The 17,546-nt window shown below is 26.4% G+C and carries 17 protein-coding genes, 2 rRNA genes and 1 pseudogene; 16 read left to right on the top strand and 4 right to left on the bottom strand.

Annotation, left to right across the window (positions count from 1 at the left end; genetic code table 11):
* Positions 1-159: ribosomal RNA gene (locus H612_RS0100620) — 23S ribosomal RNA — on the top strand; the annotation flags it as partial.
* A gap of 52 nt (positions 160-211) precedes the next feature.
* Positions 212-326, top strand: a 5S ribosomal RNA gene (gene rrf, locus H612_RS0100615).
* Between the two features lie 351 nt (positions 327-677).
* On the opposite strand, the gene H612_RS0100610 is transcribed toward rrf, so the two are convergent.
* The 3 genes from H612_RS0100610 to nagA form a co-directional block, all read right to left on the bottom strand.
* Positions 678-1,646, bottom strand: a complete 969-nt coding sequence (locus tag H612_RS0100610; RefSeq protein ID WP_425402090.1) for a cyclically-permuted mutarotase family protein — start codon at positions 1,644-1,646, stop codon at positions 678-680.
* Positions 1,647-1,789: 143 nt separating this feature from the next.
* Positions 1,790-2,509, bottom strand: coding sequence for a glucosamine-6-phosphate deaminase (gene nagB, locus H612_RS0100605; protein WP_027129709.1), 720 nt, complete (start codon positions 2,507-2,509; stop codon positions 1,790-1,792).
* Positions 2,510-2,743: 234 nt separating this feature from the next.
* The gene (gene nagA, locus H612_RS0100600; RefSeq protein WP_027129708.1) at positions 2,744-3,886 is read right to left on the bottom strand and encodes an N-acetylglucosamine-6-phosphate deacetylase; all 1,143 of its coding nucleotides are present in this window, start codon (positions 3,884-3,886) and stop codon (positions 2,744-2,746) included.
* 616 nt (positions 3,887-4,502) lie between these two features.
* Between nagA and H612_RS10450 the strand changes: the two are divergent.
* From H612_RS10450 to H612_RS0100535, 14 genes and pseudogenes are all read left to right on the top strand, one after another.
* A pseudogene (locus H612_RS10450) lies at positions 4,503-4,583 on the top strand (hypothetical protein); the annotation flags it as partial.
* Between the two features lie 836 nt (positions 4,584-5,419).
* Positions 5,420-6,274, top strand: a complete 855-nt coding sequence (locus H612_RS0100590) for an arginase family protein (RefSeq protein WP_027129707.1) — start codon at positions 5,420-5,422, stop codon at positions 6,272-6,274.
* Between the two features lie 5 nt (positions 6,275-6,279).
* Positions 6,280-6,660, top strand: coding sequence for a hypothetical protein (locus H612_RS0100585; RefSeq protein ID WP_027129706.1), 381 nt, complete (start codon positions 6,280-6,282; stop codon positions 6,658-6,660).
* Positions 6,661-6,681: 21 nt separating this feature from the next.
* Positions 6,682-7,530: a hypothetical protein gene (locus H612_RS0100580; protein WP_027129705.1), complete on the top strand. Its 849-nt coding sequence runs from the start codon at positions 6,682-6,684 to the stop codon at positions 7,528-7,530.
* Between the two features lie 13 nt (positions 7,531-7,543).
* The gene (locus tag H612_RS0100575) at positions 7,544-8,488 is read left to right on the top strand and encodes a hypothetical protein (RefSeq protein WP_027129704.1); all 945 of its coding nucleotides are present in this window, start codon (positions 7,544-7,546) and stop codon (positions 8,486-8,488) included.
* 136 nt (positions 8,489-8,624) lie between these two features.
* The gene (locus H612_RS09495) at positions 8,625-9,155 is read left to right on the top strand and encodes an ATP-binding cassette domain-containing protein (RefSeq protein ID WP_051210074.1); all 531 of its coding nucleotides are present in this window, start codon (positions 8,625-8,627) and stop codon (positions 9,153-9,155) included.
* A gap of 23 nt (positions 9,156-9,178) precedes the next feature.
* A complete protein-coding gene (locus H612_RS09490; RefSeq protein WP_051210072.1) occupies positions 9,179-9,580 on the top strand; it encodes a hypothetical protein in 402 nt (133 codons plus the stop codon).
* Positions 9,573-10,361 (top strand): ABC transporter permease, encoded by a 789-nt coding sequence (locus H612_RS0100565; RefSeq protein ID WP_027129703.1) that lies wholly within the window; start codon positions 9,573-9,575, stop codon positions 10,359-10,361. Before H612_RS09490 ends, H612_RS0100565 begins: the two co-directional genes overlap by 8 nt.
* Before the next feature lies 1 nt (position 10,362).
* On the top strand, positions 10,363-11,154 hold the full coding sequence (locus H612_RS0100560; RefSeq protein WP_027129702.1) for an ABC transporter permease: 792 nt from the start codon (positions 10,363-10,365) through the stop codon (positions 11,152-11,154).
* A gap of 32 nt (positions 11,155-11,186) precedes the next feature.
* Entirely contained in the window at positions 11,187-11,360 is a 174-nt protein-coding gene (locus tag H612_RS09830; RefSeq protein WP_156882771.1) for a hypothetical protein, read from the top strand.
* Between the two features lie 723 nt (positions 11,361-12,083).
* Positions 12,084-12,800 carry a YebC/PmpR family DNA-binding transcriptional regulator gene (locus H612_RS0100550; protein ID WP_027129701.1) on the top strand — a complete coding sequence of 239 codons (717 nt, stop codon included), beginning with the start codon at positions 12,084-12,086 and terminating at the stop codon, positions 12,798-12,800.
* 10 nt (positions 12,801-12,810) lie between these two features.
* Positions 12,811-13,365: an RDD family protein gene (locus H612_RS0100545; RefSeq protein ID WP_027129700.1), complete on the top strand. Its 555-nt coding sequence runs from the start codon at positions 12,811-12,813 to the stop codon at positions 13,363-13,365.
* A 126-nt stretch (positions 13,366-13,491) separates the two neighbouring features.
* Positions 13,492-14,241 (top strand): DeoR/GlpR family DNA-binding transcription regulator, encoded by a 750-nt coding sequence (locus H612_RS0100540; protein ID WP_027129699.1) that lies wholly within the window; start codon positions 13,492-13,494, stop codon positions 14,239-14,241.
* A 480-nt stretch (positions 14,242-14,721) separates the two neighbouring features.
* The gene (locus H612_RS0100535; RefSeq protein ID WP_027129698.1) at positions 14,722-15,888 is read left to right on the top strand and encodes a CD0519/CD1768 family membrane protein; all 1,167 of its coding nucleotides are present in this window, start codon (positions 14,722-14,724) and stop codon (positions 15,886-15,888) included.
* A gap of 888 nt (positions 15,889-16,776) precedes the next feature.
* Here the strand turns inward: H612_RS0100535 and H612_RS10445 are convergent.
* On the bottom strand, positions 16,777-17,546 hold a 770-nt coding region (locus tag H612_RS10445), incomplete at its 5' end, for a MucBP domain-containing protein (protein ID WP_211223575.1).

Below are 17,546 nucleotides of genomic sequence, written 5' to 3'. Positions count from 1 at the left end.
AAGGGATAAGAGCTGAAAGCATCTAAGCATGAAGCCCCCCTCGAGATGAGATTTCCCAATAAGTAAGACCCCTTGAAGACGACAAGGAGAATAGGTTAGGAGTGGAAGTGCGGTAACGTATTGAGCTGACTAAAACTAATAGGTCGAGGACTTAATCAAGTGAAGTTCGAGCTGTAGAAGAAGAAGAGATAATATATGTATGAAGTTTTCGTCTGGTGGCGATAGCGAAGAGGACACACCTGTACCCATACCGAACACAGAAGTTAAGCTCTTTAGCGTCGAATGTAGTTGGGTTTACGCCCTGTGAGACTAGAACGTTGCCAGGCTTTTGAGGAGGGCTTCCTTTTGGGGAGGTTCTTTTTTTTTATTTTCTATAAGGAAGAAAGAAGAAAGAAGTACCGAAAAAAATCGATACTTTTTTATTTTTGTATACCAATTATAAAAAGGGCAAAAAGATTTGTCGATGAAATTTATGGCTTCTAATTTAGTTCTAACTTTTACTACAATAGATGCTATGGATAATTATTAACATAAAACTTCATGTTTTTATTATCTAAAATTGACATTATTTGCCTATATACGGTATTTAGTAACATAATAATAGCAATAAAGGTAGTAATAATAGTTTTGTACTCTCTAATTTATAATTTTGTGTTTGTTAAGATTTTATGTTATTTTTATTTTCTTCTTTGGTGTATAAAAGGAGATCTAACAGCAGGTTTTATCTCCCCCATTACTGAATAAATATACTTGTTCGTGGAAAGAAGTGTATGACCACAAGCTGCATCAAAATTTATATCACCGATAGTACGCCAACTATTTTCTTTTAAATTATAAACTAGTTCTTTTTTATTCCAGTTAAATTCATCAATAGAACGACGGAAGTATGAATCTCTGTATTTTTCTTTTTCTTCCCCTGTTAATGCTGTAAGATTAAATGTAGCCTCTTTCCAAACGTCTTTATTAAAACCACCAACAACGAGTAATTCATCTTTATTAAGAGTAGTCCAATCAGCACCTAATAAAGAAAGTTCTTCTTGGTCAATGATAGCGTCAGCCAACTGTTTCCAACTTTCTGTTTCAAGATTAAATTCATAGCCATCATTATAGGTAACTTCTGCTCCACCGCCATAAATAATTAAGGAATTATTATTTATGTGAGAAAGAGCTTGAGAACGTAATTTCCCAGGAAATTCTCCAATAACATCAAATTTCTTATTATTTAAGTTATAAGAGTATAGTTCATTAGTGTTATTACCATTTATAGTACCTACACCAAAATAGAGAATGTTATTGCTAATTTCTGCAATAATATTTTCCACTGTGAATGGGAGTGTGGCTACAATAGATATACTTAGTTTATTATTTGGTATTGTAATTTCTAGTATTTCAGATGAATTTTCGTTTTTCGTTGTAATATAATAAAGCTTATTGTCAGCTTGTGCAGTAGCTCCATAAGCAAGAGGATAATTAAACTGGATTTGATCAATTAAAACCAAAGAATCTTCTTTTTCCTGATAAAGGAATATATCTTTATGATTTACTTTTATTCCTCCATCTACAGGTAATCCATCAGGAAAATTAGCCCCACCTCCAATAATAATATTATTACTAATTACACCTTTAAGAAGACCAGCGGTTCCGATATTTTTTTCATAGCCATTTTGAGGTGCTACTTCACCTAATTTTTTCCATAAAAGTTGATTATTTATTTTTAAACTTCTCCTCTAAAAAGTTTAAAAAAAGAGCTGCAATTCCATATTGTTAGAAATTGCTAACTCTTTATTAATTATCTATAATCAGCGTCTTTATCAATCAACACATATACATTTGGATGTTTTTTCAGTATTGTACATGGTATATTTTCATCAACAATATCACTAGCTATTAGATTTTTAATCGCATTTTGCTTTTCTTTACCAAAGGCAAGAAGAATAATGTTTTTTGCTTTCATTATATCTTTTATTCCCATGGTTACTGCTTGTTTTGGTACTAGGTTAATATCGTTGTCAAAAAATCTTGAATTTGCTTTAATTGTTTCTTCTTTCAAATCTACAACATGAACGCCAGATTCGAAAGATGTTCCTGGTTCGTTAAAACCTATATGTCCATTACCACCAATTCCAAGAATTTGAACATCTATTGTTGAGTGGTCTAACTTGTTTTGATAGTCTTTAAGGGCTTCTTGTAAATTTTCAGCACTAGCATCAGGTACATGGGTATTTTTTTTATCAATATCGATATGATCAAAAAGATAAGTATCCATGAATTTGTGATAACTTTCAGGATGATTATAACTAATCCCTACATATTCATCAAGATTATAAGATTTTATATTTTTATAGCTAAAATTTCCTTTTTTATAGTCGGATATCATTTCTTCATAAAGATCTGTAGGCGTTGAACCAGTAGCAAGACCTAATGTAGAATTTTCATCAATTAATTCTTTTAAGATTTTGTACGCTTCTTTAGAAGCCTCTTTTTTAGTTTCAAATGTTAAAAATTTCATCATAATTCTCCTTTAAAATAATTATATTTTACAAAATTTAAAATTTCTGGTAAGTAAAATTGAAGTTAATAATTTTTTAATTTCAAAATTTATAGTATTTGATTAAAGAATATTAAAATCCAGTGATTTGCAAGTAAATCTATATTTTATTTTGGTAATTTTCAAAGATAATTTATAAATTTTTGTATTAATAATGGGTGCTAAAAACTTAATTTAGAAACTTACTGGTAAAAGTTATTTTTTATAAACTTCTTTCCCTCGTGCAAAAGTATTAAGTACTTCGTAAGTAGGACTAATTACTACTAAATCAGCATCGAATCCAACTTTTATTTTACCTTTTCTATTAGAAAAACCTAACATTTCAGCAGGATTTTTTGTGCAAGAATTTATTGCAGCATCAACAGGAACTAATGCATCTTCTATTAAAATACGAAGACCATCAATAATACGTAGGGTAGATCCAGCAAGACGACCATCATCACGATGTGCACTACCATCTTCATAAATTTCCATATTTTCTCCACCAAAGATATAATTACCTCGACCACAACCTTTTGCACAAAGTGAATCTGTAATCATAATACCGTGATCACGTCCTTTAGCGTTAAAATATGTATTTAGAGCATCAGTAGTTGAATGAATACCATCACAAATAATTTCTCCATAAGCATCTTTTGCACGAAGAGCGAATCCAACTTGTCCTCCATCACGATGATGAAATCCTACCATGCCGTTATAGACGTGTGTTTGAGAAGTTGCACCATTAGCAAAAGCTAAATAACTTTCCTTGTAGTTGCATGCGGAATGTCCAAGACTAACTCGAACACCTTGTTCTACTAGGTATTTTGTAAGTTTATAATCAACATCTTTTTCACAAGCAATAGTAATAAGTTTTATTAAATTATTACTAGCCTTTTGAAATTTTTTAAATTGTTCAACACTAGGAGTTTGAATACAATTAAGAGGTTGAGCACCACGTTTATCTTTATCTAAGTACGGACCTTCAAAATGGATACCTAAAATTTCAGCACCTTCATAGCCTTCTTCGTAGACTTTAGCAACATTGCTGACTGCTTTTAAAAGAACTTCTTCGGTTTGGGTAATAGTTGTAGGTAAAAATGAGGTAACTCCCTCACTCGGAATATTTTTTGTCCAATTACGAAGACCTTTTTCATCAACATCATTCGTATCATAACCGTAAGCACCATGAGTATGAATATCAATAAACCCTGGTAAAATACGATTATTACCAAAATCATAATCTACATTTTCAAATTCATCATAAGCGTAAACAGCAATAATTTTTTTATCTTTTATTTCGATGATAAGAGGAAGAAATTGGCCGCTAGACCAGACTTTTTTACTTCTTATAAGCATAATAAATACACCTCATTTATTTTATTTCTTAAAAAATTTTTTAAAACAGTAATATAATAATATATCTACAATATAATATTTAGTGGATAACTAAATATTATATATTTTTATTGAATTATATTAAAATGTAAATCTACAATATCTTAAAACTCTTTATAATATAAACAATTTTTTTCTATATAAAAATTCCAGTTAAATTTAATGTGTTAAATATTCTTTATCATAATGTTAACATAGAAAAAGTATATTTGTAAAGTAGAAAAATAAAAGTTTCCAAAATTAATTTATAGGGAATTTATAAAAAAAATAGAAGTAAATTATTTAGATATATTTCATCAAAAAGAATTTAAAAATTTAGAGTGTTATATTAAAAAATTTAGAGAAAAAATATATAAAGAAGAAGAGAAAAATCAAAACCTAAATAAAGAAAAATTTAGATTTAATTCATAGAAAAAAGTAATTAATAGAAAGAACAATATAGTTTTTTGAGTTATGTTGGTTAGTGATTTTATTTATAAATATTTGTTTGAGAAATTTTATAGTATACGGATAATAAAATAAAAGAGGAAATACACAATATTTTTGATGAACATAAAGTTAACTATGGGGATACCGTTGTATCACATTAAAACTTAAAAATAAAGGTTTTATAATTAACCACAAGAAAGTTCAAAGAATCCTGAAGGTATTAGAATAAGATAAAAAAGAGGAATTGGCAAAAAAAGCTGATAATTTAATTAATCAAGAATTAAATTCACAGGAGCCGATGAAGAAGTATATACAGATATAACTGAATTTTCTTTACCGAAAATCGCAGGAAAAGTATATCTTTTTTCTATACTAGATAGATATAATAGCGAAATGGTGGCTTATAGTATTTCTCGTTTACCTAATCTTAATCAAATAAAAGATATATTAAATAAAGTATTTAAGTAATGGCATAATTTTACATAGAGATCAAGATTGACAGTATTAATATAATTACTACCATGCATTTTTAGAAAAGAAAATAGTGCCGATAATGGAATGATGGAATCTTTCATTGGTATTTAGAAGTCTGAAATGTTTTATAATATTTAATTCTTTTAAAATTAATTTTTAGAATTTTCACATTTTCTCACATAATAGTATTTACAAATGTATAATGTTAACGTATAATAGCCAATATAGAGCTTATCAACTATTTATAAAACTTTATTCAAATAGTTTTATAAAGTTTTAGTGAATAATTAAATTGTATTATCAAATAACAAATGATATTATTATATTTTCTTTTTTTAAAGAAAAAGAAGGAGTTGTGTTATATGGATAATAATTTTGTACTATTTAAAAATAATAAATCAAAGTTGTATTATATATTTTTTATTAATTATAATTTAAAAATTGAAATTAGTTGTAATTAGTTGTAATCTATACAAAGTGTTATCAAATTATTCAAAAAGTAATAAGTTAATACAAGAGAAAATAAATACTATTTTATCAATTAGTAAAAACAGTTTAAATAAAGAAAGTGTTATAAGTAGTAATATAAGTATGTTTAATAGTAAAAAGATAAACATAAATGAAATTAACACAGAAAATAAGGAAATAGTGTTTTTTGGTTTTCCATATGATTTAGGTTCCTCAAATTATTCAGGTTCAAGAAGAGCCCCATGTTTATTAAGAGAATATAGTGGCTCTTTGTATGATTATTTTAATAATAATTTTGTTAAATTACCGCTAAAAGCTTACGACATTGGAGATATAAATAGGAGAATTTTTAGAACTAACGGTAAGGAATTTGATTTTTCATCTAATATTATAGAATATTTAATCTCTTCTAATAAAATACCAATAATTTTAGGTGGGGATCATTCTATTTCTTATTCTACAATTAGAGGAGTTATAAATTCAAAAAAAGAATTCGGAATTATTCATTTCGATTCTCATCAAGACTTTCAAATAGAATTAAATTCAGAAGAAGGATGGCGAGAGGATTTACATCATGGTAATTTTTTTAATTGGCTTATAGGTAATAAAGAAATAAAATGTTTATATCAATTTGGAATAGATGAATATTCAAAAATATATACAAATAAGAAGATTAATAGTTTTACCACAAAAGAAGTTTTATTTAATATAGAAAAAATTTTAGAAAATATGGATAAAAGTATTGAATATTATTTAACATTTGATATAGATTGTCTCTCTACAGAATTTGTAACATCAACTGGAACTCCTATTCCAGGTGGCTCCACCTATAGAGAATTAAATTATATTATTGACAAATTAAATGAATATAATATAAAAATTATAGCTTTAGATATTGTAGAATTGAATGATAAAAATAGAATAGATAGTTTAAACATATGTAAGATTATTTTGGATTTTATTAAAATATTGAGGTGATATGATTGAAACTAAAAAATTTAATAAATAATTCTAATGTAAGAAAAGAAAATATTAATTCTTTTTTTGATTTTAGAAGAGAATTAATTAAGGATAGTTTATTTTTAGATTTATATTTTAAATATAAATCTCCAAGATATGACTTACAAAATACTTCTTATCAAAATAAAATTTTTGGAGACACTTTTGTTTATGAAAGAAATATTACTTATGATAATATAGAGAAACAATATACTAAATTAGTAAATAATACAGATAAAATTTTATTATTTAACTCTGGTATGGCTGCAATAACAATACTGATTAAGACATATATAGAAGGATATAATAAAACTAAGATAAATATATTAAGTACTGTGGGATATTTTGAAACTGATAAATTTTAAAAAAAACTAAATTTTCCTGTTATGTATAAATCTGTAAATAATGAATTAGATTTAATAAACGAAATAGTTTCAAATGATATAGATATTTTATTTATTGAACCAGTGACTTACTCTTTAAATATGAATATTTTTGATATTTATCATATTATGAAGGTATTTAATGATAATACTAATAATAAAAGAATAAAAATTATTATTATAGATATAACATTAATTAGTCATTTCAATATAGATATTGATAAAATAAGGGAAATATTAAATAAAGAGAACATATTTTGTATTGTTGTTCAATCTCTAATTAAATTATATCAGTTTGGATTTGAATTAACCAGTTCCGGTATGGCTATTCTAATTTATAATTTTAACAGCACAGATATTAAAAATGAATTTGAAAAATATACAAATACATTAATTGAAAATAGGATGTTATATAGTGCAAATTTAAATTTATCATCTTTAAGAATATTTACTAACAAATTTTTATTTAATGAAGTTTATTTAAAGGCATATATAGAGAGAATTCATGAAAACAATAGTTATGTTGCAAAAAACATTAATAATACAAAATTTAAAAAAGTAGTTCATCCTGTTTTTAGCAATATTGCCTTTACATATGCACAAGCACCTTTTATTTTAATTCAATTAAATATAGATATAGAGAGTGAATATGATAAATTAATAAAAATAATTTTTGATAGTACAGTACAAGAAAATTCTTTAATTGATTATGGTTCTAGTTTTGGTTTTTATAAAACTAGAATTGAAAAAATTGTATATGATGTAGATGATAGAAAATGTTTTTTTAAAATAGCAGTTGGTTATTGTAATAAAAATTTAGAAGATATTATAAAATTAATAAATGATATATAACAAGGAGAATCATATGCAAATTAGTAAATTTATTTACCCAAAGTTTAGCTCAAATTTTTTTGAAATAGTTAAGAAATTAAAAACGCCGTGTGTTTGTTACGATTACAATTTTTTGATTACAACCATAGAAAATTTTAAAAGAGATTTATCGTTATTTTCTGGTTCAGATCTATATTTTGCGATAAAAGCCAATAATAATATAGAAATATTGAAAATTTTAAAGAGACTTAATTTAGGTGTGGATGTTGCAAGTTACGAAGAATATAATCTTGTGAGGAAATTAAATTTTAATAAAATATCAATAACTTCTCCATGTTTAAGTGCAGATGAAATTGAAGAAATTTCAAAAAAAAATATAATAGATATAGACAATGTAGAACAAATTAATTACATACATAATGAAAATATTGGGATTAGAATAAGTTTAGACAACTCTAAATATAAATATTATGGTATCTCTGTAAAGAATAACCATGCTTTTGAATATGTTAAGAAGAAAAATAAAAAAATTATTAGAATACATTATCACGCTAATAATTTTACTATTGATGAATTCTTGCATAGAATTGAATTATCTAAGTACTTAATAAAAAAATATCCCACAATTAGAGAAATAAATATGGGAGGTGATTTATTAACATTATACAAAGATAGAAAAAAATTTTTAAAAACTTTGATTCAATTAAATAATGATGAGTTTTTTAAAGGGGTTAAATTGATTTTTGAACCTGGTGATGCACTATTAAAATATTGTGGATTTCTACTTACAACTGTTGTTAATAAAAAAATCGTTAATGATCAACATATATTATTCACTGATTCTTCTATGTGGGTTTCAGCTCCATGGGGGATAGAAAATCCAATAATATTGAATTCTAGAGTTCCTAAAAAAAATATACAATCATGGGAAATACTATGTATTATGGCGATTGTTTTGGGAAGTTTACGCTTGAAATAAAAAATAAAGGTGATATAATTATTTTTCCTAGGTTTGGTAGCTACACAATTTCAAATTTTAGAAAATTTCATCTTTATGAAAAATATAACGAATACTTAATAGTTGATAAAAAAATTTTAAAAATATGAGGAAATATATGAAAGAGATAATAAGTGTTGATAGTCTTAGTAAAGACTACATAATTAAAAATAGAATTAGTTTTTTTAATACAGAAAAGAAAATTAAGAGGGCATTGAAGAATATAAATTTTAGTATAAAAGAAGGAGAGATTGTAGGATATATAGGAAATAATGGAGCGGGGAAATCTACAACTATAAAATTATTGCTGGGAATATTAACTAGCACAAAAGGTTGTATAAAAGTATTCGGTAAAGATCCTTTTATTAATAGACAAAAAAATGCTAGATATATAGGTGCACTTTTTGGGCAAAAATCACATCTATGGTGGGATTTACCATTAATAGATTCCTTCGAATTTTTATCAAAAATTTATGATGCAGATAATAAAGAATGGTTAGATTACTTGATAACAGAATTAAATATAAAAGAATACTTATATCAGCCAGTTAGACAACTTTCTTTAGGGCAACGAATGCGTGGAGAGTTTATAGCCAGTATAATACATAAGCCAAAATTGGTTTTCTTGGATGAACCGACAATGGTTTAGATATAGAAACAAAGAAAAAAATTATGGAACTTATACTAAAAATAAATGAAAAATATAATACAACTATTATATTAACAACACATGAAATTTCGGATATAGAAAAAATATGTAAAAGAATGATTTTGATAAGTGATGGAGAAATAAGCTATGATGGGGAAGTGAAAAGTTTTAAAAAAATTTTTAATAAATATAAAAAATTAAAAATGTATGGGGAAAATATAGTAGATTTAGAAGAAGAAGGAATATTGTTGTTACGCACAAATATTGATTCTAAAGAATTTGTTTTTAATGAAACTAAATTCAATGTGTTAGATATAATAAAATTAATACCGAATGAAAGTATCATTACTCAAACAGAAGTATTAGATTTAAGTCTTCAAGAAGTATTGCTTGTGAAGGATAAGACAGGTGATGACTATGAATAGATTTTTCGCTTATACTTTATATCAGTATAAAAATTTATTACAATATAAATTTAATACAATGATGCAAATAATAGCATCACTTTCTATGGTATTAATACAGTACAGTATATGGATTTATGTTGAAAAATACAATTCTACTAATATTGATGAAATAATAACTTATGTTCTATTAGCTATTATTTTACAAATAGTACTACCTATAAAAATAACTACCAATTTTGTATCTGAAAAAATTTTAAAAGGTAATATTATTAATTATTTGAATAGACCTAATGGACTACTTGTCATAACATTTTTCACTACTCTAGGTAACTTTCTTTATAGATTAAAGTTTCAAGTATTACCTATTTTAGTTATTTATATATTGCTTTTCTATAATTTAATATTTAAAATTATATCTTTTGAAAGATTTATGCTTTTTATATTAGTGTATTTTTTAAGTTATATTATTGCATTTTTATTAGGCTATATTGTTGCACTATTGTCAACAGTATTTATAAGAATAAATGGTATTTCTGAATTAGTAAATGCTCTTCTTATTATTTTCGGAGGCGGGTTACTACCATTAGATTTATATCCAAAATTATTATTAAAAATATCGCAAGTTACTCCGTTTTATTCCACAATGTATGCACCTATTTCTATTATAGTACGTGATAACGATTATAGAAAAATATTATTTATTCTCGGTATGCAAATATTTTGGCTGATTACACTATGGATAATTTCAAAAAAATTATCACAGCACGTATTTAAGAAATTTGATATAATGGGAGGTTAGAATGAAAAAACATTTATATTTATATGTAGAGTTTTTTAAAATGGATGTAAAAAGAATATTAAGCTATAAACTTGATTTTTTGATAGGGAATATGGGGTATTTACTTGATACTTTTACAACATTATTTATCTTACTTATTACGCTAAATTATACAGAATTAATCGGCGGCTTTTCTTTATATCAATTATTATTTTTGTATGGCTTTTTAACATTAACATCGGCTTTATGGGAATTTTTCTTTGTTACAACACTAGAAGTTCCATATCTGATTCAAACAGGGGAGCTAGATTTGTTTTTATTAAGACCTCTTAATATACTTTATCAATTTATTATTTTTCAATTAGATGAAGAATCTTTATTTGAGTTGATAACAGGTATAATACTTATTATTTTTTCAGTACATAATTTAGATATTGATGTAAATTATTTATTTATAATAAAATTTATTTTATTTACAATATCGGCAGTTTTAGTAAGAGAAGCAATATATTTAACATTAGTATCATTCAGTTTCTTTTCAATAACAAATGATGGAATAAAATCTGTTTTGTGGCAATTATATCAATTAGCAAATTACCCTGTTAATATTTATCCATTTTTTATTAAAATAATACTAATAATTATTCCTTTTTCATTTGTGGGATATTTTCCAGTAGTAAATTTAATAAACTCACAGGATAGTTTAAACTTAGAATCATTACTTTTAATATTTTTTGGTCCGCTATTACTTATTATAGTATATAAAACAATATGGAATTTTGGCTTGAAGAAATATCAAAGCACGGGTTCATAGTTACAAGTAGGGTTCTGAAGGAGGTGATAAAGATGAATGAAAATATCTTAAATTTAGACGTAGAGAATACAGATATTCGAGAATTATTGAATGAATTAGATGAGATAGAATTAGAATTGATAAATTCAGAAGAATTAGACAAAAACTATGGTTTTGTTTTTTCTAGTGGTGGTGGAAGTAGACCAAGAATTACAATAGCTGATTAAATAATGCTTATAATATAATTACATAATTGAAGTAAGTTTATTGTTATTAAAATAATAGAACTCTGCTTAACACAATGTGATATTATATTACAATTCAAATGACATTAAACTACAATTATATTATTTCGAGTGATATTTTTTATCACTCGAAATTTTTGTCATATAATAAATACGGTTGATGAAAAAAGTAACCGTATTTATTTTTATAGCTATATTTCGTCATTCAAAAACCGACCTCCTATCGTTAGATTTTTTGGTCTAACTTTTTCTGGGGGAACAATTTAGTAGGTAAAAGTGAGGAAAATTACTAGAAGGAAATATGTTTTTTTAGTGGTGTTAGTGAGTGTGTTTATATTTATATTTTATTCTTTTATAGAAGATATACGCAGATGGGCTACAATAACTCAGTTGTTTTTAGCTATTTTTTTCATGTATACAGCTTAATCTTTTAGTTTGTAAAAGTTATGAATTAAACTTTTTAGTTATTCTTAATTTTCTCACCTTGAGTATTGAAAAACTACGCTAAATATTGTAAGATAATATGGTATATAACATTTTGTAATGGGTAGGAAACTAAATTTAATTTTTTGAGTTTAGTTTTGGTGGAATGCATTGTTTATAGCTACTTGTTGCGAAATTTTTATAATGTAATATAATTGTTTTTTATGTGAATCTATAAAGAACTTAAGTAAAATTTTTTAAAAAAGAAAGAGAGATTTAATTATGGGTCGTAAATGGAATAATATAAAAGAGAAAAAAGCGGCAAAGGATGCTAATACTAGTAAGATTTATGCAAAATTTGGTCGTGAGATTTATCAAGCGGCAAAAAGTGGGGAACCAGATCCGGAAAGTAATAGAAATCTAAAAGTTGTTTTGGAGAGAGCAAAGACTTATAGAGTACCGAAAAATATTATCGATAGAGCTATAGAGAAGGCTAAAGGTGGAAGTGAAGAAAACTATGATGAGCTTCGTTATGAAGGGTTTGGTGTTAGTGGAACTATGGTTATTATTGATACATTAACTAATAACGTTAATCGTACAGCTGCTGAAGTAAGAACGGCACTTGGGAAAAATGGTGGTAATCTTGGTGTAACAGGGTCAGTTAATTATATGTTTGATAATACGGCAGTTATAGGGGTAGAAGGAAAAACAGCAGAAGAGTTGTTAGAAATCTTAATGGAAGCAGATATAGATGCCCGTGATATTATCGAAGAGGATGAATTATCGTTAGTCTATGGAGATCCAGAACACTTCCATGAAATACAAGAAGCATTAAAAGTTGCTGGTATTGAAGAGTTTGCAGTTGCAGAAATTTCTATGATTCCACAAAATGAAGTGACTTTAAGCGATGATGATAAGGTGAAATTCGAAAGAATGTTAGATATGCTAGATGATTGTGATGATGTTCAACAAGTATATCATAATGTAAATTTAGATTAGGACTAAAAAAATGGTAAAAAAGATAAAGAAAAATAGTTCGTACAGTTATAATGATAGAAATATAAAACCGAGTTCAAGTGATACTCCGAAAAAATTAGAAGAAAGTCAACCAGATTTAACAGGAAAAGATGCAGCATATACAAGAAGATTTTTAGCATATATGTTTGATTTAGCGACGTATCTACCAATAGCATATTTGTTTCAATATACAACACGTGTATTAAGAGCGGTAGGTGGTGCAGAAAATGAAAGAAATGCAATTTATATGACAGTATCAATAATAATATATGCATTATTGTTATTTGGTTATCTACCTAATAGATGGAAAGGTCAAACTTTAGGGAAAAAAGTACTTAAAATAAGAGTTGTGCCTACAAATGGAGTAAAAATAGACTTTGCTAAATATTTAATAAGGGAATTTTTGGTGAAAATTACAATAGGTTGGTTGTGTATGCCGGTAGTAGGAATTTATGCAATTTATCAGGTATTTATAGCGAAAGAAACCAAACCAATCTTACTACATGACAAACTTATGAGTACAAGAGTAGTAGCAGCAGAAAAATAATAAAAATAAAATATAGTTATCTAAATTAATCTAAAGAAGAAGATTTAGATGACTATATAATTTTATAAAAATATAGTAGATTAGATATTTTTTTCTAAGAAAAAACAATAAATAAAGGTGAGAAAAATGTTGAAAATTGATAGACAAAGTTATATATTGGAAGAATTAAAGAAAAAACATTTAGTCAGGGTAAGTAAATTAGCCATTGATATGAATGTAACAGAGATGACTATAAGAAGAGATCTTCAAGAATTGGAAGATTATGGACATTTGACAAGAATTCACGGCGGTGCAAAATTAAAACCAAAAAACTTTTATCAGGAAGATAATTATAATAAAAAAATCTCTGTCAATGTAGAAGAAAAAAAACAAATAGCTAGAAAAGTTTCAGAAATTATAAAAAATAATGAAACTATATTTATAGGTGCAGGAAGTACAACGAGTTATTTAGCAGAGTATCTACAAGATAAAAGTATTAATATTGTAACAAATTCTATGACAGTTTTCGAACAATTTAAAGATAATCCATCATGTGATCTTATTTTCATAGGAGGAAGATATCGTCCTAAAACTAAAGGATTTATAGGATATTTTACACAAGATGCACTTAGTAAAATAAGTGTAAACAAAGCATTTGTTGGAGTAAACGGAATTGATTTAGAAAAAGTTACTATATCTGATGAAGAGGAAGGGCGTTGTAATGATACTATATTAAATAACGCAACAAAAAGATATGTCTTAGCAGATCATAGTAAATTTTCAACACATGCATTTTATTCTTTTTACAGATTAAAAGATCTTACAGCAATAATAACAGACGATACACTCGATGAAAATGTAAAAGAACAATACAAAAAAGAAGTAGAAATAATATAATAAACTACATAAAAATAAGAATATAACATAACAGTTGTATTCTTATTTTTAATTAGAGTTAATATTATTAATAAAATAAGAGAAAGTAAATAAAAAAATATAAATTTAAAATCAAAAAAATGGAGTAGTTATTATAATAAAGTGTTGACTGTACTAAAAATATGGCGAATAAAATAGTTAAAATATCTAGTTCGTTAATAATTATAAAATAGATTAATAATAAGGATGGTTAAATTTTTTCTTATAACAAGACAACTTAATATTATCAACTTTTATTAATAAAAAAACATTTAACAGACAATAAAGTTTTAAAATATTAATTAAAATTAAGGAAACGTTTTACAAAAATAGTTGCAAAAAAATAAAAAAATGTTATAATATAATTAGGAACTGTAATAGTACAATATAGGATAAAATTTAAATAATAAGAAAAAATTTAACAAAAGATCAAGTATAAAAATTAAAGGAAGGATGATTTTTATGGACGGAGACAAGACCAAAAAGAATAAAATAGTTAAGAAAGCTATAAGTTTAGAAACATTTATATTTTTAGCTATTTTCTTCTTAATATTTGGATTAATGGCTCGAAAAATGGGTACGCCACTTATGTTTAAAACAATGATGGCAACAGCTCATGATTTGTTATTAAATACAGTATTTTTTATAATGGCGATGGCAGTTATAGCTGGTGCAATTAGTGCTTTATTATCAGAATTTGGAGCGATAGCACTTATTAATAAAATATTTGCACCATTAATGAAACCATTATGGGGAATGCCGGGAGCGAGTGTAACAGGAGCGATAGCGACTTATTTATCCGATAATCCAGCTATTATTCCTTTTGCAAAAGACAAACGCTTCGTTGGTTTCTTTAAAAAATACCAAGTACCAGCATTGTGTAATTTAGGTACAGCGTTTGGTATGGGGTTAATCGTAACTATGTTTATGATTGGGCAAGGAACAGGATTTGCTAAAGCAGCAATAATAGGAAATGTAGGGGCAATAGTAGGTAGTATAGTGAGTGTACGCCTTATGTTAAGACAAACTAAGAAATATTATGGTAGCGAAGCAAATGATCCTGTTGTAGAAATAAAAGATGATGAAGAAACTCCTGATAAAGTAAGAATTATACGTGAAGGAAATATGTTCCAACGTGTTCTTGATACTATTTTAGAAGGAGGAAAAACTGGAGTAGAAATGGGGATGGCTATTATTCCGGGTGTACTTATAGTCTGTACATTCGTAATGATGTTGACATTCAAAATGCCAGCTGGAGGTTATACAGGAGCTGCTTATGAAGGAGTAGGATTTTTACCTTGGCTAGGAGAAAAATTAACATTTATTTTAGAACCATTATTCGGATTCAAATCAGCTGAAGCTATAGCATTCCCAATTACAGCACTGGGAGCAGTAGGAGGAGCAATTTCTCTAGTGCCAGAATTCCTAAAAAGTGGACTTATTGGAGCGAACGAGATTGCAGTGTTTACAGCAATGGGAATGTGTTGGAGTGGATATTTGAGTACTCATATAGGAATGATGGATGCTCTTGGAGTTAGAAAATTATCTTCAAAAGCAATAGTTTCTCACACCATAGGTGGGATAATCGCAGGAGTAGTGGCACATTACTTATTCTTGTTGATAGGATAGAATATATACTAAAAAATATATATTAAGAGTAACATTTAAATAAAAATTGCCAAATTGATATTCATAATAAATCCAAAAAGTACTTCGAAAATTCGAAGTACTTTTTATATATTTATATATCTGTAAAAAAAGTTATAAAAAATTAGTGCTACTTGAATTTAAGTAGTTTATGGAGTTTTTAATACTTATTACTATAATTTTTTATGAAAATAGAGAATTTTATTAAAAGAAAAATTTTAATTTAAATTTAATTATAATTTTAACTTTTTTTAAGTTGGAACAACTATAATGATAATCAGAACAAAACTTTTAATAATATTTTTTTCATAATATAAGGCTCATCACTTAGATGAGCTTTTCTCCTTTTAAAAAAGAGTACATAGAAAAAACAACAGAAAGTAGATGTTTTTTATTCTAAAAATGATTTGAACAAATTTCTTTTTTAACAGATATTTGATGGTATAAAAAATAAATTTTGGGTATATGTTGATTAAGTATAATAAAAAAGAAAAAATAAAAATTTTAATTTAAATTTAATTATAATTTTAACTTTTTTTAAGTTGAAACAATTATAATAATAATCAGAACAAAACTTTTAATAATATTTTTTTCATAATATAAGGCTCATCACTTAGATGAGCTTTTCTCCTTTTATAAGGTATATAGTATCTATGGATATTATATACCTTTTTGTTATTTTTAAAACATATTTAAATGAAATTACCATCAGATATATACAAAAGAGAGAACCTATTAGGTTCTCTCAAGGAATTAGCTGTTCATCAACTGATTTTTTATTTTGATAATTGACGATATTGAATGGATATTATGTGATTCTAGTAAAAGTTGACCTTTCACAATTTTAAGTAAAGATATTAAACTATTAGTTTAATCTTCTTTTCTTTTTTTAATAGAAAGGAAGATACTTCCTATAATACCCAAAACTCCTGCTGTAGTTCCAGCGTTTGACTCGGCACCTGTATTTGGTAATTTCGAAATATTTTGATTAATTGAACTAGAAGATTTATTAGAATCTAGTTGAACAGGTTCATTCGGTTGAGGTTGAACAGGTTTATTCGGCTCATCCGGTTGAGGTTGAACAGGTTCACTTGGTTCATTCGGTTGAGGTTGAACAGGTTCACTTGGTTCATTCGGCACGTTCGGTTGAGGGTTAACAGGCTCGTTTGGTTCATTCGGTTGAGGATTAACAGGCTCATTTGGTTCATTCGGTTGAGGGTTAACAGGTTCACTTGGTTCATTCGGTTGAGGTTGAACAGGCTCGTTTGGCTCATCCGGTTGAGGTTGAACAGGTTCATTTGGCTCATTTGGTTGAGGTTGAATAGGTTCATTTGGTTCAGGTTTTACTTCTTCATAAACATAAGTAATAACTTTATCTTTATTTTCTTCGACATCACCGGAAGGGAGATCAGAACCAGATTTAACTCCGTTATCTTTTTCAACAAGACGATAAGTTTTTCCATCTTTAACAATAGTTAGAGGTTTAAAGTCAGGTGTAGTGGTGTCATAAGGAGTACCGACTGGAGTATCTTTAGGTTGAGAAGTCTGAGGATCTTTAATTTCTTCACCATTAGTATTTTCATACCTAACAATGACAGAGCCACCTTTTACTTCTTCATAAACATAAGTAATAACTTTAT

The organism is Gemella cuniculi DSM 15828 (assembly GCF_000425665.1).
Classification (GTDB): domain Bacteria; phylum Bacillota; class Bacilli; order Staphylococcales; family Gemellaceae; genus Gemella; species Gemella cuniculi.
The sequence above is the reverse complement of the archived record's forward strand: the minus strand, read 5'-3'. Positions and strand labels throughout refer to the sequence as shown.

What these genes read in the sequence shown, in the direction of transcription:
- nagB (WP_027129709.1), bottom strand. Translation starts at nt 2,509, where the DNA reads ATGAAATTTTTAACATTTGAAACTAAAAAAGAGGCTTCTAAAGAAGCG.
- nagA (WP_027129708.1), bottom strand. Translation starts at nt 3,886, where the DNA reads ATGCTTATAAGAAGTAAAAAAGTCTGGTCTAGCGGCCAATTTCTTCCT.
- H612_RS0100590 (WP_027129707.1), top strand. Translation starts at nt 5,420, where the DNA reads ATGTTTAATAGTAAAAAGATAAACATAAATGAAATTAACACAGAAAAT.
- H612_RS0100580 (WP_027129705.1), top strand. Translation starts at nt 6,682, where the DNA reads ATGTATAAATCTGTAAATAATGAATTAGATTTAATAAACGAAATAGTT.
- H612_RS0100575 (WP_027129704.1), top strand. Translation starts at nt 7,544, where the DNA reads ATGCAAATTAGTAAATTTATTTACCCAAAGTTTAGCTCAAATTTTTTT.
- H612_RS09495 (WP_051210074.1), top strand. Translation starts at nt 8,625, where the DNA reads ATGAAAGAGATAATAAGTGTTGATAGTCTTAGTAAAGACTACATAATT.
- H612_RS09490 (WP_051210072.1), top strand. Translation starts at nt 9,179, where the DNA reads ATGGAACTTATACTAAAAATAAATGAAAAATATAATACAACTATTATA.
- H612_RS0100565 (WP_027129703.1), top strand. Translation starts at nt 9,573, where the DNA reads ATGAATAGATTTTTCGCTTATACTTTATATCAGTATAAAAATTTATTA.
- H612_RS0100560 (WP_027129702.1), top strand. Translation starts at nt 10,363, where the DNA reads ATGAAAAAACATTTATATTTATATGTAGAGTTTTTTAAAATGGATGTA.
- H612_RS09830 (WP_156882771.1), top strand. Translation starts at nt 11,187, where the DNA reads ATGAATGAAAATATCTTAAATTTAGACGTAGAGAATACAGATATTCGA.
- H612_RS0100550 (WP_027129701.1), top strand. Translation starts at nt 12,084, where the DNA reads ATGGGTCGTAAATGGAATAATATAAAAGAGAAAAAAGCGGCAAAGGAT.
- H612_RS0100545 (WP_027129700.1), top strand. Translation starts at nt 12,811, where the DNA reads ATGGTAAAAAAGATAAAGAAAAATAGTTCGTACAGTTATAATGATAGA.
- H612_RS0100540 (WP_027129699.1), top strand. Translation starts at nt 13,492, where the DNA reads ATGTTGAAAATTGATAGACAAAGTTATATATTGGAAGAATTAAAGAAA.
- H612_RS0100535 (WP_027129698.1), top strand. Translation starts at nt 14,722, where the DNA reads ATGGACGGAGACAAGACCAAAAAGAATAAAATAGTTAAGAAAGCTATA.